This window comes from Lichenicoccus roseus, from assembly GCF_005844085.1.
In the GTDB taxonomy this organism is placed as follows: domain Bacteria; phylum Pseudomonadota; class Alphaproteobacteria; order Acetobacterales; family Acetobacteraceae; genus Lichenicoccus; species Lichenicoccus roseus.
Map to the genome: position 1 here is coordinate 127,818 of NZ_VCDI01000006.1, position 21,043 is coordinate 148,860.

20 protein-coding genes and 1 tRNA gene are annotated in these 21,043 nt (G+C 69.0%); 8 read left to right on the forward strand and 13 right to left on the reverse strand.

The genetic code is table 11. From position 1 onward, the window contains the following. Positions 1 to 109: 109 nt before the first annotated feature. Positions 110 to 793 carry an ATP-dependent Clp protease proteolytic subunit gene (locus tag FE263_RS16450; RefSeq protein ID WP_138327122.1) on the forward strand — a complete coding sequence of 228 codons (684 nt, stop codon included), beginning with the start codon at positions 110 to 112 and terminating at the stop codon, positions 791 to 793. Positions 794 to 830: 37 nt separating this feature from the next. Here the strand turns inward: FE263_RS16450 and argC are convergent, their stop codons facing one another. The 3 genes from argC to rplM form a co-directional block, all read right to left on the reverse strand. Then, positions 831 to 1,742, reverse strand: a complete 912-nt coding sequence (gene argC / locus FE263_RS16455; RefSeq protein ID WP_138327123.1) for an N-acetyl-gamma-glutamyl-phosphate reductase — start codon at positions 1,740 to 1,742, stop codon at positions 831 to 833. Positions 1,743 to 1,834: 92 nt separating this feature from the next. Then, positions 1,835 to 2,341 (reverse strand): 30S ribosomal protein S9, encoded by a 507-nt coding sequence (rpsI, locus tag FE263_RS16460; protein ID WP_138327124.1) that lies wholly within the window; start codon positions 2,339 to 2,341, stop codon positions 1,835 to 1,837. A 2-nt stretch (positions 2,342 to 2,343) separates the two neighbouring features. Next, positions 2,344 to 2,829, reverse strand: a complete 486-nt coding sequence (gene rplM / locus FE263_RS16465) for a 50S ribosomal protein L13 (protein WP_138327125.1) — start codon at positions 2,827 to 2,829, stop codon at positions 2,344 to 2,346. A 144-nt stretch (positions 2,830 to 2,973) separates the two neighbouring features. Between rplM and FE263_RS16470 the strand changes: the two genes are divergently transcribed. After that, entirely contained in the window at positions 2,974 to 3,879 is a 906-nt protein-coding gene (locus FE263_RS16470) for an SDR family oxidoreductase (RefSeq protein ID WP_240759795.1), read from the forward strand. Here the strand turns inward: FE263_RS16470 and mobA are convergent. From mobA to FE263_RS16485, 3 genes are all read right to left on the reverse strand, one after another. Then, entirely contained in the window at positions 3,800 to 4,405 is a 606-nt protein-coding gene (gene mobA, locus FE263_RS16475; protein ID WP_138327126.1) for a molybdenum cofactor guanylyltransferase MobA, read from the reverse strand. The two genes, FE263_RS16470 and mobA, sit on opposite strands and share 80 nt — an antisense overlap. Before the next feature lie 13 nt (positions 4,406 to 4,418). Then, positions 4,419 to 4,494 (reverse strand) — tRNA-His (locus tag FE263_RS16480). A gap of 38 nt (positions 4,495 to 4,532) precedes the next feature. After that, positions 4,533 to 5,699, reverse strand: a complete 1,167-nt coding sequence (locus FE263_RS16485; protein WP_138327127.1) for an aminotransferase — start codon at positions 5,697 to 5,699, stop codon at positions 4,533 to 4,535. Between the two features lie 232 nt (positions 5,700 to 5,931). Here FE263_RS16485 and FE263_RS16490 point away from each other — a divergent pair, with 232 nt between their 5' ends. The 3 genes from FE263_RS16490 to FE263_RS16500 all read left to right on the forward strand — a co-directional run bounded on the left by FE263_RS16490 (position 5,932) and on the right by FE263_RS16500 (position 8,846). Further along, a complete protein-coding gene (locus tag FE263_RS16490) occupies positions 5,932 to 6,270 on the forward strand; it encodes a P-II family nitrogen regulator (RefSeq protein WP_138327128.1) in 339 nt (112 codons plus the stop codon). Between the two features lie 87 nt (positions 6,271 to 6,357). Then, positions 6,358 to 7,821 (forward strand): type I glutamate--ammonia ligase, encoded by a 1,464-nt coding sequence (gene glnA / locus FE263_RS16495; RefSeq protein WP_138327129.1) that lies wholly within the window; start codon positions 6,358 to 6,360, stop codon positions 7,819 to 7,821. Then, positions 7,818 to 8,846: a hydroxyacid dehydrogenase gene (locus tag FE263_RS16500; RefSeq protein ID WP_138327130.1), complete on the forward strand. Its 1,029-nt coding sequence runs from the start codon at positions 7,818 to 7,820 to the stop codon at positions 8,844 to 8,846. The genes glnA and FE263_RS16500 overlap by 4 nt, the downstream gene beginning before the upstream one ends. 9 nt (positions 8,847 to 8,855) lie before the next feature. On the opposite strand, the gene FE263_RS16505 is transcribed toward FE263_RS16500, so the two are convergent. Further along, positions 8,856 to 9,779, reverse strand: coding sequence for an AraC family transcriptional regulator (locus tag FE263_RS16505; protein WP_240759832.1), 924 nt, complete (start codon positions 9,777 to 9,779; stop codon positions 8,856 to 8,858). A 178-nt stretch (positions 9,780 to 9,957) separates the two neighbouring features. On the opposite strand from FE263_RS16505, the gene FE263_RS16510 reads away from it, so the two are divergent. Then, positions 9,958 to 10,893, forward strand: a complete 936-nt coding sequence (locus FE263_RS16510; protein WP_138327131.1) for a DMT family transporter — start codon at positions 9,958 to 9,960, stop codon at positions 10,891 to 10,893. On the opposite strand, the gene FE263_RS16515 is transcribed toward FE263_RS16510, so the two are convergent. From FE263_RS16515 to FE263_RS22170, 3 genes are all read right to left on the reverse strand, one after another. Next, positions 10,864 to 12,453 carry a carboxylesterase/lipase family protein gene (locus FE263_RS16515; protein ID WP_171034150.1) on the reverse strand — a complete coding sequence of 530 codons (1,590 nt, stop codon included), beginning with the start codon at positions 12,451 to 12,453 and terminating at the stop codon, positions 10,864 to 10,866. The genes FE263_RS16510 and FE263_RS16515 overlap by 30 nt on opposite strands. A gap of 13 nt (positions 12,454 to 12,466) precedes the next feature. Then, positions 12,467 to 14,344: a chloride channel protein gene (locus FE263_RS16520; protein WP_240759796.1), complete on the reverse strand. Its 1,878-nt coding sequence runs from the start codon at positions 14,342 to 14,344 to the stop codon at positions 12,467 to 12,469. Between the two features lie 200 nt (positions 14,345 to 14,544). Beyond that, positions 14,545 to 14,709 carry a hypothetical protein gene (locus FE263_RS22170; RefSeq protein WP_171034151.1) on the reverse strand — a complete coding sequence of 55 codons (165 nt, stop codon included), beginning with the start codon at positions 14,707 to 14,709 and terminating at the stop codon, positions 14,545 to 14,547. Between the two features lie 144 nt (positions 14,710 to 14,853). Between FE263_RS22170 and FE263_RS16525 the strand changes: the two genes are divergently transcribed. After that, positions 14,854 to 15,882 carry an NAD(P)H-quinone oxidoreductase gene (locus FE263_RS16525; protein WP_240759797.1) on the forward strand — a complete coding sequence of 343 codons (1,029 nt, stop codon included), beginning with the start codon at positions 14,854 to 14,856 and terminating at the stop codon, positions 15,880 to 15,882. Positions 15,883 to 15,897: 15 nt separating this feature from the next. Beyond that, positions 15,898 to 16,686, forward strand: a complete 789-nt coding sequence (locus FE263_RS16530) for an alpha/beta fold hydrolase (RefSeq protein WP_138327240.1) — start codon at positions 15,898 to 15,900, stop codon at positions 16,684 to 16,686. A 57-nt stretch (positions 16,687 to 16,743) separates the two neighbouring features. Here the strand turns inward: FE263_RS16530 and FE263_RS16535 are convergent, their stop codons facing one another. Genes FE263_RS16535 through FE263_RS16545 form a run of 3 tightly spaced genes read right to left on the reverse strand, consistent with a single transcriptional unit; the run spans position 16,744 to position 20,922 of the window. Then, positions 16,744 to 17,127 carry a GlcG/HbpS family heme-binding protein gene (locus tag FE263_RS16535; protein WP_138327133.1) on the reverse strand — a complete coding sequence of 128 codons (384 nt, stop codon included), beginning with the start codon at positions 17,125 to 17,127 and terminating at the stop codon, positions 16,744 to 16,746. Positions 17,128 to 17,167: 40 nt separating this feature from the next. Further along, complete coding sequence (locus FE263_RS16540; protein ID WP_240759800.1) at positions 17,168 to 18,370, reverse strand: MFS transporter; 1,203 nt, start codon at positions 18,368 to 18,370, stop codon at positions 17,168 to 17,170. Positions 18,371 to 18,393: 23 nt separating this feature from the next. Then, positions 18,394 to 20,922 (reverse strand): GAF domain-containing hybrid sensor histidine kinase/response regulator, encoded by a 2,529-nt coding sequence (locus FE263_RS16545; RefSeq protein ID WP_205880416.1) that lies wholly within the window; start codon positions 20,920 to 20,922, stop codon positions 18,394 to 18,396. Positions 20,923 to 21,043: the final 121 nt, after the last annotated feature.

Here is a 21,043-nt window from a genome sequence, read left to right on the forward strand (position 1 = left end):
CCATCAGCCCGCGGCCGCCACGCGGGCTGGACCTGGCCGCTTGCTTGGCCGGGAAGTCGAAACAGGATACCAACAGCGGATCAGCGATCCGGCTACAGGGAGACTAAGCATGAACGGCATGTCGCCGACACACCGTATCCGGATGGACGACGAGGACCCCGAGAACCCGGATGGCCCCGACATCCCGGAGCCGAACGGTCCGGAGCCCAAGGAGCCCGGAGACAACAAGACGCTTTCCTCGCCGATCAACGAGCTCGAGAGCCGCCTTTTCGACCAGCGCAAGGTGCTGATCTTCGGAGCCATCAACGACAAGGTCGCGCGCGATGTGACCGGCCGCCTGCTGGCCCTCGCAGGGGCCTCCGACAAGCCGATCGACGTGTATGTCAACTCGCCCGGCGGCCATGTCGAGAGTGGCGACACCATCCACGACATGATCCGTTTCGTCGACAGCGTGGCCCCGGTCCGTGTCATCGGCACCGGCTGGGTCGCCAGCGCCGGCGCGCTGATCTTCGTGGCCGGCGCAAAGGAGCGTCGCTTCTGCCTGCCCAACACGCGCTTCCTGCTGCACCAGCCGATGGGCGGCGTGCGCGGTCCGGCGGTGGATATCGACATCGAGGCTCGCGAGATCATCAAGATGCGCGAGCGGCTCAACCGGCTGATCTCGCGCGAGACCGGGCAGACCTACGAGAAGGTCGCCAAGGACAGCGACCGCAACTACTGGTTGAGCGCCGAGGAGGCGATCAAGTACGGCATGGTGTCGCGCATCATCAGCAGCGTCACCGACCTGGCGTGAAGCAAGCTCCGGACCGGCTTTGCCGCCGGTCCGGACTTCAGCGCCGATCCAGTCCCAGCATCAGCCGGATATTCTGCAGGGCGGCACCCGACGCACCCTTGCCGAGATTGTCGAGCCGGGCCGTCAGCAGGGCGTGCGCGCCGCATGCGCCGGCGTGAACACTCAGCTCCATGCGGTCGCTGCCGGCCAATGACCCGGCGTCGAGTTCCGCCGCCGCCTTGACGACCTGGACGATCCCGCTGCCGGCATAGTGCGTCCGCAGGGCGTCCAGAAAAATTTCGGCCGATACGTGACCGAGCTGCGCCAGATGCAGCGGGATCGAGACGATCATGCCCTGCGCGTAGTGACCGACGGAAGGCACGAAGATCGGCGGCGTGCGCAGATGCGCGTGGGCGGTGATCTCCGGCAGGTGCTTGTGCGCCAGCGAAAGGCCGTAGAGCTGGAATGCCGGGCCCCCGGATGTCTCGTGCGCCTCGATCATGCTGCGGCCGCCGCCGGAATAACCGCTGACCGCGTTGATCGAGAGCGGCAGGTCGGCGGGGACCAGATTCGCATCGACCAGCGGACGCAGCAGGGCGATCGCGCCGGTCGCGTAGCAGCCTGGGTTCGAGACCCGGGCCGCGGTGGCGATTGCCTCCGCCTGCCGGGCCGCCAGTTCGGGGAAGCCATAGACCCAGTCCGGCGCGGTGCGGAAGGCGGTGCTCGCATCGAGCAGGCGCGGCGCCATGGTTCCGAGCGAGGCTACCAGGGCGGCACTCTCCCTTGCCGCGTCATCCGGCAGGCATAGCACCACGAGGTCGACCTCGCGCATCAGCGCCAGCCGCGCCTCGGGATCCTTGCGGCGTTCCGGTGCGATCGAGCGCACCGTTACCGGCAGGTCCTGCAGGCGGGTGCGTATGCCGAGGCCCGTGGTGCCCGCCTCACCGTCGATGAAGATGCTGGGCGTCATGCCGCCGCTCCCTGCGCTGGACGCCTACCCGTACAAGAAAAAGGGCGGAACCCGAAGGTCCCGCCCTGTCGCTTCGTGACCCGAGGACGGGATCAGCGCTTGGAGAACTGGAACGAACGACGCGCCTTCATGCGGCCGTACTTCTTGCGCTCGACCACGCGGCTGTCGCGGGTGAGGAACCCCGCCACCTTGAGGATGCCGCGCAGGCCCGGCTCGTAGTAGGTCAGCGCGCGGCTGATGCCATGACGCAGCGCGCCGGCCTGACCCGAGAGACCGCCGCCGGTCACCGTGCAATAGACGTCGAACTGGTTGTAGCGGTCGGCGACCAGGAACGGCTGGGTGATCAGCATGCGCAGCACGGGGCGGGCGAAATAGGTGCCGACCTTCTTGCCGTTGACGCTGATCTCACCCTTGCCGGGCTTGATCCAGACGCGGGCGATGGCGTTCTTGCGGCGACCGGTCGCGTATGAACGTCCCAGGGCATCGCGCTTGGCTTCGTAGCGGGGCGCGTCGTCGGGCGTCACCGCCACGCCGGCGGAAACCGCGAGGTCCTTCAGGTCGGCCAGCGAGCCGGTGCGGGGGGTCTGGGTCTCTGACATGCTCAGGCTCCGACGCTCTTCTTGTTGTTGACGGAGTTCTTCCGGTTCAGGCTGGCAACGTCGAGCGTCGCCGGCTGCTGGCCGTCATGCGGATGCGCGCCGCCGCCATACACATAGAGGTGCTTCATCTGCGCGCGCTGCAGCGGGCCGCGGGTGATCATGCGCTCGACCGCCTTGGTGATCACATGGCCTGGATTCTTGCCCTCGAGCCTCTGAGCGATCGTGCGCTGCTTGATCCCGCCGGCGTAGCCGGTGTGGTAGTGGAACAGCTTCTGGCCGGCCTTGTTGCCGGTGAGGCGCACCTTCTCGGCATTGACGACGACGACGTTGTCGCCGCAATCGACATGCGGGGTGAACTGCGGCTTGTGCTTGCCGCGCAGGCGCTGGGCGATGATGGCGGCGAGCCGGCCGAGAACGAGGCCGTCGGCATCGATCAGGATCCAGCCCTTCGTCACCTCCGCGGGCTTCAGCGAGAGGGTGGTCTTCATGGATGATGGGTTCCGTCAGGTGGCGGTGGAGGCGCGGGTTATGATCGCGCACGCGGCCCGGGTCAAGTCCGATCGGAAAAACCCCTCGCACGGACAGGGTTTTATGCTGCGGTATTGGGATACCGTATACGTTGGATCGGCGGGTTGAGCGAGGCAGGCCTGCCCGCGCGGGTGCATGTCATCGGCGCCTCGGGGCGCTCCGGTGCGGCACTCGGCCGGGCTCTGCTGGCCGACGGTGTCGCGGTGGTGCCGGTGGTGCGCAGCCTGCAGCGCTGGCGCACCACAGGGCTGCCGGGCGAGGCCCGGGTTGCCGACCTGGAGGAGCCCGGCGCATTGCTGCGCGCCCTGGCCGACGCCACCCACATCGTCTGCACGGCGCACGCGCGCAACGCGGAGCGCGTGATCGCCGCGGCGCCGCCATCCGCGCAACTGGTCTTCCTCGGCAGCACCCGCAAGTTCACCCGCTGGCCTGACGCGCACGGCAACGGCGTGCTGGCTGGTGAGAGGGCGCTGCTGCAGTCGGGCCGGGGCGGCATCATGCTGCACCCGACGATGATCTACGGCGCCGACGGCGAGAACAACGTTCGCCGGCTCGCGGCCCTGCTGCGTCGCCTGCCGGTGGTGCCGCTGCCCAACGGCGGTCGTGCCCTGGTGCAGCCAATCAACCAAGCCGACCTGACACGCGCCATCAAGGCTTGCCTGCGCCATCCGTGGGACGCTCCGCACAGCCTGGTGGTGGCGGGGCCGGAGGCGGTGTCCTACCGCGACTTCGTGGCGGCGGTGGCCCGCGCATGGGGATTGCGGGCACGGCCAGTACTACCGGTCCCGGCAGCACTGCTGATCCCGCTCTCCCTGGTGACGCGGGCAGTGCCGGGGCTACCGGATATCGGGCCGGCCGAGATACGCCGGCTGCTGGAGGACAAGGCCTTCGATATCGGCCCCATGCGCGACCTGCTCGGGATCGAGCCGATCAGCCTGGAGCAGGGGTTGGCGGCGATGGCACCGAGGCCAGCCGCGACGCCGCCACGGCGAGTTCCTCGGGCGTGTTGATGTTGAAGAACGGGTCCGGCTCGCCGAACTCCACTTCGCGCAGGCCGAGCAGGCGCGCGAACACGAACACCGAGCGGCGGGCGTCGGTGGCGAGGAACCGGCGCAACGCCGTGCGGCAGTCGCATGGCCAGTGCGCCACCAGATGATGCCTTACCCCGGCCGAGATCGCGACGGCGGGCGCTGGCGACAGGGCGACCAGCAGGTCTGCGGGGATGAACGGGGTATCGCCGGGGACGCTCAACAGGCTGTCGCAGCCCTGCCCCGCCGCCCAGTCGAGGCCGCGCAACAGGCCGGCCAGCGGACCCTGGCCGGGCACCTCGTCGGCCAGCACCGGCAGGTCATGGGCGGCATAGCGCGCCGGATCGCCGTTGGCGCTGAGCACGAGCGGCCCGACCTGCGGCGCCAGCCGGTCCAGGACATGCCGTAGCAGGGGGCGGCCGCCGAGCGGCAGCAGCGGCTTGTCGACGCCACCCATGCGCCGGCCTTCGCCGCCGGCCAGGATCAGGCCCGCGACGCGGCCGCTCATGATGAAAAGGAACTGGGGCGAACGACGGGGCTCGAACCCGCGACATCCAAGACCACAACCTGGCGCTCTACCAGCTGAGCTACGTCCGCCACAGAGCCGCCCGATCTAGGGGAACCGTCCGAGTCAGTCAATCGCCGCCGAACAGTGCCGCCAGCCGGTGGATCGCCTCGTCCAGCACTTCCTCGCGCTTGCAAAAGGCGAAGCGCACCAAGTGCTGCGGCCCGTTGCCGCCATCATAGAAGGCGGGCACCGGGATCGCCGCGACCCGTGCGTGCTCGGTGATGTGGCGGCAGAACGCGGTCGCATCCCCCTCGAATCCAAGCGGCCGGAAATCGGCGATCACGAAGTAGCTGCCGGAGCACGGCAGCACCGCGAAGCCGATCCGCCGCAGCCCGGCGCTGAGCCGGTCACGCCTGGCCGCCAGGCTCGAAGACAGCTCCTCGAAATAGGCCTCGTCGCGCGACAGTCCGAGCGCCACCGCGCGCTGCAGGTTCGGCGGCGTGGTGAAGGTCAGGTTCTGGTGCGCCTTGGCGACGATGGCGGCGAGCGGCGCCGGCGCGGTCACGTAGCCGACCTTCCAGCCGGTCAGCGAGAAGCTCTTGCCGGCGCTGCCGATGCGCAGGCAGCGCTCGCGCATCCCCGGCAGCGTCATCAGCGGCACATGGCGCTCCGGCGCGAACACCAGATGCTCGTACACCTCGTCGCACACGGCATAGGCGTCGTGCTGGACCAGCAGGTCGGCGATGAAGCCCAGCTCCTCCCGCGAGAACACCTTGCCGGTCGGGTTCATCGGCGTGTTGAGGAGGATCGCCTTGGTGCGCGGCCCGAACGCGGCGGCCAGCTCGGCACGATCGAGCGTCCAGTCCGGCTCGTGCAGCCGCACCAGGCGGGGGATCCCGCCGAGCAGCCGGATGGTGGGCAGATAGGTGTCGTAGAGCGGCTCGATCAGCACCACCTCGTCGCCGGGATCGACCAGGGCGGCGAGCGACGCGGCCAGCGCCTCGGTGGCGCCGGAGGTCACCACCACCTCGGACGCCGGATCGATCGTGAGCCCATAGAAGCGCCGGTTGCTCTCGGCCACCGCCGCGCGCAGCTCCGGCAGTCCGGTCAGCGGCGGATACTGGTTGCGGTGATCGAGCAGGGCGTCGGCGGCGGCGCGAACGATGTCCTCGGGACCCTCGGTATCGGGGAAGCCCTGGCCAAGATTGATCGCGTCGTGCTGGACCGCGAGCGCCGACATCACCGTGAAGATGGTGGTTGGCAGCGCGGACAACATGGAGTTGGCGGGCTTCATCGGCAGGCGGATCTCGTAAGTTGCTGGGGCCGGGAAGGCGTCTGAGAGATGCGCGCGAATATGGGGTGCAATTGCCGTGCACGCCACCTTGTGCGACCTTGCGGCCCGGCCGGGACATGCCTGCAATGCTTCGTGCCGACCCGTCAATCCGGCCCCGGCCGGCAAAATCAGTCTCGTTGCGCGAACGCGCGCGCAGGGAGATCCAAGGGAGGATGCCGAACCCCGGCGCCGCATGAAAAAGATCGAGGCCATCATCAAGCCCTTCAAGCTCGACGAGGTGAAGGAGGCGCTGCACGAAATCGGTCTGCAGGGCATCACCGTGACCGAGGCGAAGGGGTTCGGACGCCAGAAGGGCCACACCGAGCTCTACCGCGGAGCGGAATATGTCGTCGACTTCCTGCCCAAGGTGAAGATCGAGGTGGTCTGCGAGGACCGGGTAGTCGAGCGCGCCGTCGAGGCCATCGTAGACGCGGCCCGCACCGGGCGGATCGGCGACGGCAAGATCTTTGTCAGCACCCTCGACGAGGTGATCCGCATACGCACCGGCGAGCGTGGCGAGGATGCCGTCTAGAAGACGGTGCCGGCCCGTCACCCCCGCTTGATTTCCCAATTCCATCCAGACAACCGTGCGCGCGGTTGCAACAACAGGTAGATCCGTATGGCGAAGAAATCGTCGGCCTCCGCTCCGGTGCCGCCCCCCAGCGCTCCCACCCCCGACGGCGTCGGCCGCGTCATGGAGATGCTGCAGGAGCATTCGGTCGAGTATGTCGACCTGCGCTTCACCGATCCGCGCGGCAAGTGGCACCACACCACCCAGCACGTCTCGACCATCGAGGAAGAGGTGTTCCGCGACGGCATCATGTTCGACGGCTCCTCGATCGCCGGCTGGAAGGCGATCAACGAGAGTGACATGATCCTGATGCCGGACGCCGAGACCGCGGTGATGGACCCGTTCGCGGCCAAGCCGCAGATGATCCTGTTCTGCGACATCGTCGAGCCATCCACCGGGCAGCTCTACAACCGGGATCCGCGCGGCACCTGCAAGCTTGCCGAGCAGTACCTGAAATCCACCGGAATCGGCGATACCGCCTTCTTCGGCCCGGAAGCCGAATTCTTCATCTTCGACAGCGTGAAGTACGGCACCGGTCCGAACTACGGCACCTACCAGCTCGACAGCATCGAAGGGCCCGGCGCATCGTTGAAGGACTATCCCGAAGGCAACATGGGACACCGCCCGAGCGTCAAGGGCGGCTATTTCCCGGTGCCGCCGGTCGATAGCGAGAACGACCTGCGCGCCGAGATGCTTTCCACCATGGGCGAGATGGGCCTGGTGATCGAGAAGCACCATCACGAGGTGGCGCAGAGCCAGCACGAGCTCGGCACCAAGTTCGGCTCGATGACCAAGATGGCCGACCAGATGCAGATCTATAAGTACTGCATCCACAACGTCGCGCACTCGTACGGCAAGACCGCGACCTTCATGCCGAAGCCGATCCATGGCGACAACGGCTCCGGCATGCACGTGCACCAGTCGATCTGGAAGGACGGCAAGCCGGTGTTCGCCGGCAACGGCTATGCCGACCTGTCGGACACCGCGCTGTATTACATCGGCGGCATCATCAAGCACGCCAAGGCGCTGAACGCCTTCACCAACCCCTCCACCAATTCCTACAAGCGCCTGATCCCCGGGTTCGAGGCGCCGGTGCTGCTGGCCTATTCGGCACGCAACCGCTCGGCGTCCTGCCGCATCCCGTATGCGACCAGCCCGAAGGCCAAGCGTGTCGAGGTGCGCTTCCCGGACCCGACCGCCAACCCGTACCTCGCCTTCGCGGCGATGCTGATGGCCGGCCTGGACGGCATACGCAACAAGATCCATCCCGGCGAGGCGATGGACAAGGACCTGTACGACCTGCCCCCCGAGGAGCTGAAGAGCATCCCGACGGTGTGCGGTTCGCTGCGGGAAGCTCTGCGCGCGGTCGAGGCCGACCACGAGTTCCTGTTGCAGGGCGGCGTGTTCACCAAGGACCAGATCGAGGCGTACTGCGAGATCAAGTGGGCCGAGGTCTATCGCTTCGAGCACACCCCGCACCCGGTCGAGTTCGAGATGTACTACTCGGTGTGACGACCCGGCCGCTGATCCTGCTCGACCCGCACCCGCGGGCGAGCACGGATATCTTCGACGACGAGACCCGCCGCGCGCTCGACGGTCTCGGCGAGATCGTCGAACACGCCGGCGGGCCGATGCCGGCGGCGCTGGTCGAGCAGCACCTGCCGCGCGCCAGCCTGCTGCTCGGCCAGACCGACCTGCCGGCGGAGCGGCTGGCCCGGGCGCCCAACCTGCGCGGCGTGATCAACGTCGAGACCAACTTCCTGGCCAACATCGACTACGAGACCTGCTTTTCGCGCGGCATCCACGTGCTGACGCCGGGCAGCGCCTTTGCGCCGGTGGTCGCCGAGATGGCGCTCGCCATGGCGATCGACCTCGCGCGCGGCATCACCGGTGCCGACCGGGCGATGCGGGCTGGCGACGAAGCCTGGGGCCTCGCCGGCAACACGGGCTGCTTCATGTTCTCCGGGAGTGCCGTCGGGCTGGTCGGCTATGGCGACCTCGGCCGCGCGCTGCACCGCCTGCTGGCGCCGTTCGGCTGCCGGGTGCGTGCATTCGATCCCTGGCTGCCGGACTATTTCCTGCGCGCCCAGGGCGTCGAGCCAACCTCGCTCGACGAGGTGCTGGCGCAATCGCGCACCGTGTTCGTGTTCGCCGGTGTCAGCAGCGAGAATGCCGGCTTCATCGCTCGCCCACAGTTCGAGACCATGCAGCCGGGCTCCTCGTTCCTGCTGCTCAGCCGGGCGGCGGTGGTCGATTTCCCGGAGATGCTGCGACAGGCGCGGATCGGTCGGTTGCGGGTGGCCACCGACGTGTTCCCGAGCGAGCCGCTGGCGGCGGACGACCCGGCGCGCAGTACGCCCAACCTGCTGCTGTCGGCGCACCGCGCCGGTGCGCTGGTGGAGGCGCTGCACGATATCGGCCGGCAGGCGGTGGCCGATGCCGGACTGATCCTGCGCGGCCTGGCCCCGGTGGTGTGCCGCCGCGCCCAGCGGGAGACGGTCGGGCGCTCGCGCTCGAAGCCGATCGAGATGAGCTGAGCCGGTCCCTCAGGCACCTCTCGACTGGCGATAGCGTCCCGGGGTGACGCCGACCAGTTCGCGGAAGCGCGCCGTGAAGTGGCTCTGGCCGACGAAGCCGCAGCGCAGCGCAACCTGCGACAGCGCCTCGCCGGCATCGATCATCGAGCGGGCTGCTTCGATGCGGCGCATGAGCACGTACCGGTGCGGGCTCTCGCCGGTGCTGGTCCGGAAGGCGCGCGCGAAGTGGAACGGGCTCAGCCCGGCTTCCGCGGCCAGTGTCTCGATCGTCAGCGCCTCGGCCAGCCGTGCCTCCACCGATTCCTGCACGCGCTTCAGCGCCATTCTCGACAGGCCACCGCGATGCGGCGCCGGCGGGGCGGCATCGTGCGGCCGATCGGTGGCGCTGACCCGCACCAGTTGCGCCGCCAGCAGCGCCTGCATCGCGTAGGACAGCGCCACCCGCTCGCCGGGCTCGTCCCATCCCAGTCCCAGCACGCCGGCGCGGATCATGCCCTCGATCAGCGGCTCGCGCAGATACACCAGCGGCCGCAATTCCAGCCGCGCCGGATCACGATCGAGCGTCTCGATCACCGCGCGGTCGAAAGCCTCCGGCGAGACATAGAGATGGAACAGGCTCACCGCGCCGCGGACGTCCCAGTCGGTGGTGATGCCCTTCGGCATGACGCAGACGCTTCCGGCTCCAAGGCTTGGCTGCACCGCGCGCGGACCGCGCAACCGGAAGCCCTCGCCCCCCGACAGGTACAGGCTGAGCGTGTGATGGCTCGGCTCGGCATACCGCGTGCTGCCGATCTCGTCGCGCGACCACATGGCGGCGGACAGCCCCGACGCCAGCCGGACCGACCGCTCGAGCCTGGCGCTGGTGCGCGCCAGGCTGTCGAAAACGGTGTGCCCGCTGAGGTCGGTCATGTCGCGCGCACCCTTCCCGACCATGTCGTCCACTGCCTGGCTCCGCATCAGAGGATACAAACGGCGCGCACGGCAAGGCGCCACGGTGCACCGCACCGATGAACCGCACGCGGATGACAGGACGGCGCACGCACATGACATACCGGACCCTGCGGGTGCCACAGATTGCGGGCCCGCCGTCCTGCCGTCGCGGAGGCCAGTCATGCGCGTTTCGAGCCCGATCCTGTTCCTGGTCGTCGTCCTTGCCTGGGGCCTGACCTGGTATGCGATCCGCCTGCAGCTCGGCGCGCTGCCGATCGAGGTGGAGGTGTTCTGGCGCTTCGTGCTGGCGACCGCCCTGCTCTCCCTGGCGCTCGCCGCCAGCGGCCGGTTGCGCGCGGTGCCGTGGCGGCTGCATGGCTGGATGGCGCTGCTCGGCCTCACCCTGTTCTCGACCAACTTCCTGCTGATCTACCGGAGCGAGACGTGGCTCCCGAGTGGCGTGGCCTCGGTGGTGTTCAGCATGGCCACCGTGCTCACCGCCTTCAACCGGTGGTGGCTGCTTGGCCAGCGTCCGACCATCCGCGTGCTGACCGGCGCGCTGCTCGGCGTCGTCGGCGTGGCGCTGCTGTTCGGTGTCGATGCCGGTCCGCACCGCTCAGGGATGTTGATCGGCGTGGCGCTGGCGCTCGGCGGCACCATGTTTTTCTCGCTCGGCAACCTGGTGTCGGCCCGCATCGCGGTCACCGGCACGGATCTGCCGAATGCGGTGCTGCGCGGGATGGGCTGGGGAGCGGCGGCACTGGCCCTGGTGATGCTGTTCGAGCATGACCGCTTCGCTATCGTGCCGACGCTGCCCTGGCTCGGCAGCCTCGCCTATCTCGCCGTGATCGGCTCGGTGGTGGGATTCCTGGCCTACCTGTCGCTGGCGCTGCGCATCGGTGCCGACCGCGCCGCCTATGCGACGGTGCTCTCCCCGGTGGTCGCGCTGCTGGTCTCCAGCCTGTTCGAGACCTATCGCTGGACGCCGGGAGCGATCCTCGGCCTTGCCCTTGTGCTGCTCGGCAACGTCGTCATCTTCGCACGCTTGCCGCGCCACAGCCGGCTGCGATCGCCCTGGACGCTGTTGTCAGGTCGCGCCAAGCACTCCCGCCCATAGCCGGCGCTCCAGCGCATTCGGATCGTCCTGCACCCTGCTGTCGACATCCAGGATCATCGTTGCCCGCTGCGGGACCTCGTAGCGTGGCCACTCCGGCAGTCCCGGAGCCGCCGGCGCGCCGCCGGCGATGAACGCCACCCAGGCCGCATGCATCCTCTCCGCCAGCCCCGCATCGAAACCCGCATCCAGCGGCTCGAGATTGGTGTCCCCCGGGTTGTCCCAGACATAGGCCAGTTCGCTGGCATGCGCTGCGCGACCGGCGAACACGCCGTCCTGCGCGGCACGGTCGAAGCGATACATCCAGACCGTGCCACCGGCATGGCACTGGGCTTCCGCCACCCGCACCGACGGGATCCAGTATTCCTCGGCGGTCAGCGCCCGCCAGCGCAGCTCGGCGGGGTCGGGGACCGTGATCGAGGCATCGTAGTGCTGCAGGATGCGCTCGAAGCTGTCCGGCTGCAGGTTGCCCAGGTTGCGTGCCTGCAGCGGCTGCGTCGCAGCACCTGGCCCGAGAAACAGGCGGCTCTCGTCGCGGTTGGTGCCGAGCAGCAACGGCCACGACTTCATGCAGCCGCCGCGTATGGCGTCCTCCGGCATCGCCGGCAGCAGCACGCCGTCCACGATCGGGCGCAGGGGGAAATTATGCGGCGGATCCAGCATCAGCTCGTGCTGCGCCTCTATCAGCCGGTCGAGATCGAGGTGCAGCAGCGCCGCGGTCTTCAGCGGCGGCAGCGACAGCAGGCGCAGGTATTCGAGGGTGATCTCGCGCGCCGCCGTCATCGACAGTACGGTACGGCCGCCGCCGCTTTCCAGGATCACCCGCGAGAACAGGCCGCGAGCAGCGGGTGCCGCGACCAGGGCTGCGACATCCTTGGCGCCGGCCGACTCGCCGGCGAGCGTGACGCGGCCGGGGTCGCCGCCGAACGCTGCGATATTGCGACGGATCCAGCGCAGCGCCAGCATCTGGTCGCGGATCGCGTTGTTGCCGCTGCCGGCATAGCGGCTGCCAAGCTGGTCGCCGAGCTCGAGGAAGCCGAGCACGCCCATCCGGTAGTCCAGGGTGACGCAGATGACACCGGAGCGTGCGAAGCGGGCGCCGTCATAGATCGGCTCGCTTGCCGCGCCGCTGACATTGGAGCCGCCATGGATCCAGACCATGACCGGCGCTCCAACCGCATCAGGCGGCACGAAGATGTCCAGGCTCAGGCACTGCTCGCTGGCGACATCCTGGGTATGGCCGACGCGCTGCACCGCCATCGGGCCGAACCGGTCCGCCTCGAATGCCTTGCTCCAGCGTGGCGGCGGCACCGGCGGCAGGAAGCGGCCCGGCACGTGGCCGTATGGGATCCCGAGGTAGCGTGCCACACCGTTCGCCAGGCGCCCGCGCACGTCGCCGCACGGCGCATGCACCAGCACGCCGCCGTCCCCTGCAAGGGTCACGCGCTCGGGCTCGACCAGGGTCCGGCTGGCACGGGCGTTCCCGGCCGCCAGCAATCCGGCCGCGCCGACCGTCGCGCAGGCCAGGAAGCGCCGGCGCGAGCAGCCACTTATTGTATCCAAGACCGGCTCCGACTCAGCTCTCGCCAGACAATTCGCGCCGGCTGCGATCAAGTTCCTCGCTGTACCGGCGCAACGCGTGCTGCTCGGTCAGCAGGCCGATCACGACGCGGCTGTCGGGATTGTCCACCACCACCAGCGCATCGCTCTCCGCCCGTTCGAACAGGGCGATGGCCTCCTTCACGTTCATCTGCGGCAGCAGCATGGTCTCCTCGTAATGCAGCAGCTCGCCGAGCCAGGAGGCGTCGTGGTCGGCGGCATGCAGCTCCGGCACCTGCACGATACCGGCATAGCGGCCACCCTCGTCGACCACCACGACGCGATGCTCGGAGCCGAGCGGAAAGTCGCGGCGCATCGAGGCGAGCGAGGTGGTCGAGCGCAGCGTACGGATCTCGCGACGCATGATCCGCCCGACGGTGAGGTTGCGGATCCAGCCGACATCGAGGGCACTTCGTATGCTTTCGCCGCGCAGGTGGAAGCGCCAGGTGGCGAACGAGTAGCCGAAGGTGCGGCGCACGGTCAGCGCCGAGACGACCGAGGCCACCAGCACCGCGACCGTCAGCGGCAGGCTGCCGGTGGATTCCAGCGCCAGGAACACCATCGTCAGCGGGCCGCCGATGATGGCGACCGCCAGCGCGCTCATGCAGATCAGCGCGCAGGTGACCGGCGGCAGCGAGGTCGTGGTCAGCATGCCGAGCAGGTCGCCGCACAGGGTGCCGGTCAGCACGCCGAGGAACAGCGACGCGAAGAACAGGCCGCCGCGGAACCCCGAGCCGATCGAGATTGCCGACGCGCAGGCCTTGAGCAGCAGCAGCAGCGCCGCCTGCCGGATGCCGAAAGCGCCGTTCAACCCGAGACGCAACGCGGCGTGGCCGGAGGACAGCACCGCCGGCGTCACCAGCGCCAGCGCGCCCACGATCAGGCCACCGATCGCCGGCCGGCTCCAGCCGGGCACCCGCGAGCGCCGGAAGATCGTCTCGGTCAGGGTGACCATCCGCATGATGGCGATGCCGACCAGGGCGCTGATCACGCCGAGTGCCACGATCGGCAGGTAGTCGCGCCATTCCAGCGTCGCCGGCAGGGCGAGGTCGAGCGAGGGGGCGGTGCCGTCGAGCGCGTGCGTCACCACGATGGCGCAGATCGAGGCCAGCGTGACAGGCGCGAGGTTGGCCAGCGAATAGGTGCCGATCACCAGCTCGAAGGCGTAGAAGGCGCCGGCCAGCGGTGCGTCGAACGCCGCCCCGATCGCCCCCGCGGCGCCGCACCCGACCAGCACCCGCAGGTCGGCCCGACGCACACGGAACGAGCGGCCGATCCAGGACGCGAACGCCGAGCCGATCTGGGTGTAGCCGGCCTCCAGCCCGATCGAGGCGCCGGCGCCGTTGGAGAGCAGCGTCTGGCCGACCACGATGGCGCTGTCGCGCAACGACATGCGGCCGCCATGCAGCGCATTGGCCTCGATCGGGTCGACCGGGCGGCCGGACACGTAGCGGGATATCAGCAGGCCGCTGAGGCCGAGCAACAGGCCGCCGATGGTGGGCACCAGCAGGGCGCGCTGCGGGTCCACGGAAGACAGTCCCGACAGGCGGCCGTCATTATCCAGCCGGAACAGCACCCGGTGCGCCAGCAGGGTGGCGTCGTTCATGGCAACCACGAAAACGCCGGCGACGATGCCGATGCAGGCGGCCAGCACCACAAGCCAGATCTCGTCGGCACGCACCAGGGCGCGCAGCGTGTGCGGCGCGTGCACCACCCAACGCTGCACCGGAACGGCATGGTCGCGCAGCCAGACGGCACCGCGCGGAACCACCTTGGTCGCACGTGAGAGCTTCGGCCTGGCCTTGCGCCCCGGCCCCGAGACGCGACGCATCGCCGTGGCGAACATGCCAGGCATCTACTCGCGCCCTCTGCAACTGCCACACATCATCGGACCGCGCCTGCGCTCGACCCGATTTGCGGGCGAGCGCCCTGCTTGTGGGGCCCGCGCCGCGCCGGATCAACAAACTCCGTGCCAGCGAACCCGATTGGAGCGCGAAACTGCCGGTGTGTGGCGCTCAGGTCCCACCCTTGCCGGGGGCGGCTCTCAAGATCGGGTCAGGCGCGCCCAACATACACCGGCGGAGGTTCCAGCGGCGGCGGAACCGGGATCGGGGCCGGCGGATCGCCCACCGGCGCCGGCGCGTCCGGATCGTCGTCATCCTCGTCTGGAAACGGCGGCGGCGGCGGCGTGTCGCTGGCGCAGCGCAAGTAGGCGGTCATGGGACCACGCTTCAAGCGAGTGACCGGGACGGTGCAGGGAACGAGGAGCATGGGCCTATCACCTGATGTCTGCCATGCGAGAACCGTCCGGGGCGCGGGCGGTTGCTCCGCCATGATCCACCGCCGAACCGGAAGCAGCATGACATGACCCAGGACAACCTCGACGCGATACCGCAGGCCATGCGCTTCATCGGCCGTAGCGGCGACGGCGGCCCCGAGGTCCTGCAGGTCGAGCACGGGCCGGTGCCGCGGCCACGGCCTGGCGAGGTGCTGATCCGGGTGCAGGCGCTCGGCCTGAACGCTCCCGACCTGATGCAGCGGCGCGGCCTGTATCCACCGCCGGCCGATGCAAGCCCGATCCTGGGCCTGGAGGTCGCCGGCGAGGTGGTGGCGGTCGGGCAGGCCCTGGAGGGCGCCTCCGCCGGGCCTGCCGTCGGCGACAAGGTCTGCGCGCTGGTGAACGGCGGCGGCTATGCGGAATATTGCGTGGCGCCGGTGCGCCAGTGCCTGCCCTGGCCGGACGGCTTCGACGCGGTGCAGGCGGCGGCACTGCCCGAGAACTACTTCACCGTCTGGATCAACCTGTTCCGGATCGGCAATCTGCAGGCCGGCCAGTCGGCGCTGGTGCATGGCGGCAGCAGCGGGATCGGTACCACCGCGATCCAACTCGCGCACGCCAGGGGCGCCACCATCTACGCCACCGCCGGCACCGACGAGAAGTGCGCGCTGTGCCGCTCGCTGGGCGCCGCCGAGGCGATCAACTACCGGCAGCAGGATTTCGCCGAGCGCATCAAGGCGCTGACCGGGGGACGCGGCGTCGATGTCATCCTGGACATGATCGGGGCCAGCTATTTCCAGCGCAATCTCGACAGCCTCGCCGATGATGGCAGGCTGGTGACCATCGCCGTGCTGGGTGGCGACAAGGTGGACGGACTGAAGCTGTCGCAGCTGATGCGCCGTCGGCTGACGCTCACCGGATCGACGCTTCGACCGCGCTCGGCCGCCTTCAAGGGCGAGGTGGCGGACGCGCTTCGCGAGCAGGTCTGGCCGCTGCTTTCGGGTGGCGCGATCCGGCCGTTGATCCACGCCGTGCTGCCCTTCACGGATGCGGCCCGAGCCCATACGCTGATGGAGAGCGGATCGCACTCGGGCAAGATCATGCTCACCCTGTAATGAAGGTGAGTGCAATTGCGGCTGAACGTGGTGGAGCGCGGCCCGGATCGTGCGGAGGTGGCGCCCGGGCGCCCGCCGATCGTTCTGCTGCACGGGCTGTTCGGCCGGGCCCGCAACCTGGGGCATTTCCAGCGTCGGTTGGCAGCGGACCGGCGCACGCTCGCCATCGACCTGCGCAACCATGGCGACAGTCCGCACGGCCAGATGGACTACATGGCGATGGCGTTCGACCTGGTGGAGACATTGGCCGGGCATGACGCGCTGCCGGCGACGCTGGTCGGGCATTCGATGGGCGGCAAGGCGGCGATGACGCTGGCGCTTACCCGGCCGGAGCTGGTGCACAGCCTGCTGGTCGCCGACATCCCGCCGGCGATCACCGGACATGGCAGTTCGAGGCTTGGGCGCGACATGCTGCGCATCGAGTTTCCGCCAACGCTCAGCCGCAGCGCCGCAGACGCGCTGCTGACGGAGGCAGTGCCGAACGCCGACATACGCCAGCTCATGCTGCAGAACATCCGCTTCGGGGAGAACCCGGGCTGGCAGATCGGCCTGCAGGAGCTGGTCGCCTCGATGATCAACATCGAGGGCTGGCCGTATATTCCGGAGGGTCACGCCTATGATGGCCCGACCCTGTTCCTCGCCGGCGGACGCTCTCCCTACATTCGCGCCGAGCACCACGCCACCATGCATCGGCTGTTCCCGCGACATCGGCTGGAGATGATCGAGGAGGCCGGTCACTGGCTGCATGTCGAGAACCCGGCACGCTTCGCGGCCCTGCTGGAGCAGTTCGTCGACGAGTTCTGACGGATTGTCCGACCGGCTGGCGTGGTCACTCAGACCACGCACCTGCCCGGCAGAAGTCTACTGCACCATCAGGTCGGCAATTTCCTGGTCCTGCGAGGGCGCCAGGCCACTGATGCCGACGCCGCCCACGACGCGGCCATCGGCGGACAGCACCACGCTTCCACCGGGCATGCCGGTGAGGCGCGGATCGCCGAAATAGCTCGCCGGCATGTTCTCGCGCAGCATCCGCTCATGGAAGGCGGCCGTGGTCACGCCGAGCCGGGCGGCGCTGTAGGCCTTGTTCTGCGCGATCTCGACGCTGCGGACAGGCGCACCGTCCATGCGCACGAAGCCCAGCAGCAGGCCGCGCTCGTCACAGACCGCGATGCAGATCGGCTTGCCGAAGCGGGTCACGCCTTCCAGGGCGCGATCGATCAGTTTCCGCGCGTGTTCCAGATCCATCGTGGTCGTCTCCAGGATTGATATGCCGATGGTAGGACGGCTACGGCCGGCGGGGAACCGAGGCTCGCTCCGTCAGCACCAGGGCAAACGCCAGCAGCCCGAGACCGGCGCCGGCGAGAGCGGTCAGCGCCCAGCCGCCATCGGCCTCGGTGACCGTCCCGAGCGACGAGCCGCAGGCGCCGCCCACGAACATCATCGCCATGTAGATCCCGTTGATGCGCCCGCGCGCCTGCGGTTGCAGCGCGTAGATCACCCGCTGGCTCGTCACCTGGTTGATCTGCACGCAGCCATCGAGGATCACGGAGGCCGCGACCAGCACCAGCAGGCTGCCGGCTCCGGCGGCCCAGCGTGTGGTGAGGAAGCAGGCTGCCATCATGACCGGGACCATGAGCGTGAGCTGGCGGGTGAGGCCGCGATCGGCGAGCCGGCCGGCCAGCGGCGCCGCCAGGGTGCCACCCGCACCGGCCAGGGCGAACAGGGCGATACCGCGCTGGGTGAGGCCGAAGCGCTCGGCCAGCATCAGCGGGATCGCGGTCCAGAACAGGTTGAAGGCGGCAAAGGCCAGCATCTGGTAGGCGATCCGCCGCTGCAGCGTCCGCAGCCGCAGCATGCGCAGCATCGACGCCAGCAGCTGGCCGTACCGCGGTCGATGGTCCTGGTGATCCAGGCCCGGGTCGCGGACCGGCAGCACGCGCCGCAGCACCACCGCCAGCACCATCATGCCCACGCAGGAGACCTCGAAAACCGTCCGCCAGCCGAAGCTGGCCGCCAGCAGGCTGGCGAGCGGCCGCGCCAGCATGATGCCGCCGATCAGTCCGCCCATGACGTTGCCGATGACGCGGCCGCGCTGGTCATCCGGCGCGAGATGCGCCGCCAGCGGGACCAGCACCTGGGCGGCGATCGAGCCGAGCCCGACCACGAACGCCGCCAGCAGGAAGGTGTCGGTCGAGCCGGACAGCGCCACCCCGGCGAGGCCGAGGCAGGTTACCGCCAGCATCACGATGACCAGGCGACGATTTTCCAGCAGGTCGGCGAGCGGCACCACCAGCAGCAGACCGGCGCCGAAGCCGAGCTGCGACAGCGTCACCACCAGGCCGGACAGGCGTACCGGCATGTGCAACGACCGGCTGATCGGAGCCACCAGCGGCTGCGCATAATAGATGTTGGATATGATGGCGCCGCAGGCGACCGCGAGGACGGCGGTCAGGCGCGGCGTGATGCCGGGCGGGGTGGGGGCAGACACTACCTTGCCTGGCGCCGTGCTGCTCAAGGTTCGATCATGTTGCGTATGCGTCTTCCCAACGTGCTCATCGCGAAAGGCTTGGTGAGCAGCTCCATGCCCGGCGCCAGCAGCCCGGTGCCGATCACCGCGTTCTCGGCATAGCCGGTGATGAACAGCACCTTCAGGTCCGGGCGTTCGCGACGCGCCGCGTCGGCCAACTGGCGTCCATTCATGCCTCCTGGCAGGCCTACGTCGGTCACCAGCAGATCGACCCTGGTGCCCGATTGCAGCACCTGCAGGCCGGAAGCGCCATCCTGCGCCTCGATGGCCCGGTAGCCGAGCTCCTCCAGCACATCGGCGACCAGCATGCGCACCGTCGGTTCGTCGTCCACCACGAGCACCGCCTCGCCGCTCTCGGCCGGTGGTATTGGGCTCGCCGCCACCTCGGCGGACTCCTCGGCTCCATCGGCATGATGCCTGGGCAGGTAGAGCGCCATGGTGGTGCCCTGCCCGATCTCCGAATAGATCCTCACCTGGCCGCCCGACTGGCGCACGAAGCCGTAGATCATCGACAGGCCGAGGCCGGTGCCCTGGCCCAGCGGCTTGGTGGTGAAGAACGGGTCGAAGGCGCGCGATGCGGTCTCCGGCTCCATGCCGACGCCGGTATCGCTCACGGACAGCGACACATACTGGCCGGGCGGCAGGTCGCGTTCCCGCGCCGCGCGCTCGTCGAGCCAGCTGTTCGCCGTCTCGATGGTCAGCCGGCCGCCCGCGGGCATGGCGTCGCGGCCGTTGATGCACAGGTTGAGCAGCGCGTTCTCGAGCTGGTTCGGGTCGCACAGCGTGATCCACAGTCCGCCGGCCTGCACCACCTCGACGGTGATCGTCGGCCCCACCGTGCGGCGGACCAGTTCCTCCATGCCGCCGATCAGCCGGTTGAGGTTGGTCGGACGCGGATCGAGGGTCTGCCGGCGCGAGAAGGCCAGCAGCCGATGTGTCAGCGAAGCTGCCCGCCCTGCTGCCCCGGTGGCGGCGGTGATGTATCGCTCCACCCCCTGCAGCCGGCCCTGGCTCAACCGGGTACCAAGGAGTTCCAGGCTGCCGGTGATCCCGGTCAGCAGGTTGTTGAAGTCATGGGCGATGCCGCCACTCAGCTGGCCGACCGCCTCCATCTTCTGCGCCTGCCGCAGCTGCGCCTCGAGCAGTTGCCGCGCTTCCGCCGAAGCCTTCTCCTCGGTCACGTCGCGGCCGACGGCATGCACCCGGCCACCCTCCGGCACCGCGGTCCAGGCCAGCCAGCGATAGCTGCCGTCGCGATGCCGGTAGCGGTTCTCGAAATGCTGGGTCACCCGCCCGGTCGAAAGCCGTCCCAGTTCGGCCTGCGTGCTCGGCAGGTCGTCGGGATGGATGAGCTCGGCGCAGTTATGGCCGAGCAGGTCGGTCTCGTTCCAGTCCAGCACGCTGTGCCAGGCCGGGTTCACGCTCTCGATGGCACCCTCGAGGGTAACCACCAGCATGACATCCGACGACAGCCTCCACATGCGGTCGCGCTCGGCGGTGCGCTGCGCCACCAGCCGCTGCAGGTCGTCGGCAAGGCGGTGCAGCTGGTGTTGGGCGCGTCTGCGCTCGATCGCCTCGCGGGCGCGGCCGGCCATCTCGCGGACGAAGTCGAGCTCGCTCTCGCTCCAGGCCCGGGCCTGCTTGTTGTTCAGGTAGAACAACGCCACGAAGTGACCCTGCTCGACGATCGGCAGGTTGACCAGCGACCGCGCCTCGATCCTCTCCAGGGCGGCGGCGGCGGTGCGGGGATCGGTCTCGGCATCGGCGAACACCACCGTTTCGCCGCGCTTGAGGTCCTCGATGTATGAGCCGAATTCGCGAAAGCGCAGCGTGCCGGCAAGGCTGGAGATCCCCGGCAGCGTCCAGTCGCGCTCGATGGTGATCGTCTCGCGAACCGCATCGATGGTGCCGTAGCCGGCCCGGCTGACACCCAGAGTGCGGCCCATGATCTCGGCCGCCGTGCGTGCCATCTCGGCAGGATCGTCGAGTTCGCGCAGGCGGTCACCGAGCTCGACCCGGGCCTGCGTCCGCAGCGCTGCCTGCCGCGCCTGTGCGACGTCGCGCGCCACCAGGCCGAAGCCACTGACCCGTCCCTGCCGGTCGCGCAACGGGAACACCGTGCAGGACGCCAGTATGGTGGCTCCGGTGACACATCCCTCGGCATCATGCCGGCGCAGGCCGAGATCGCCACGCCAGGGGGTCCCGCCCAGGACGCCGGCGAGCACCTCCCGTTCGAAGCGTCCGTCCAGCGCCGGATCATCGGCGAGCAGGACAAGCGAGGCGAGGGGGCGACTATACAGGGCGTCGGTGTCGGCCAGTCCGATCAGGCGACGGCCGGCTTCGTTGAGGTAGTCGACGGTTCCGTCGGCGGCGGCCATCGCGATGAAGTCGGCAGACTGCTGCACCAGGGCAGCGAAGCCTCGCGCGGCATCCCCGTCCGGTGGCCTTGCGCCATGCACCGCGCTTCCGCTGCCGGGATACGGCTGGTCCGACGGTGAGGAGTAAGGGGTCACTGAGCAATCCAGTCAGGCGTGGAGGGGCAGACCCATGAGGGCAAGGGGGATCGGCGGCGAAACCAGCCTGCAACCGGCAACACGCGGTAAAGTTGCAGAAACCAGCCACTGGCGCGCCTGG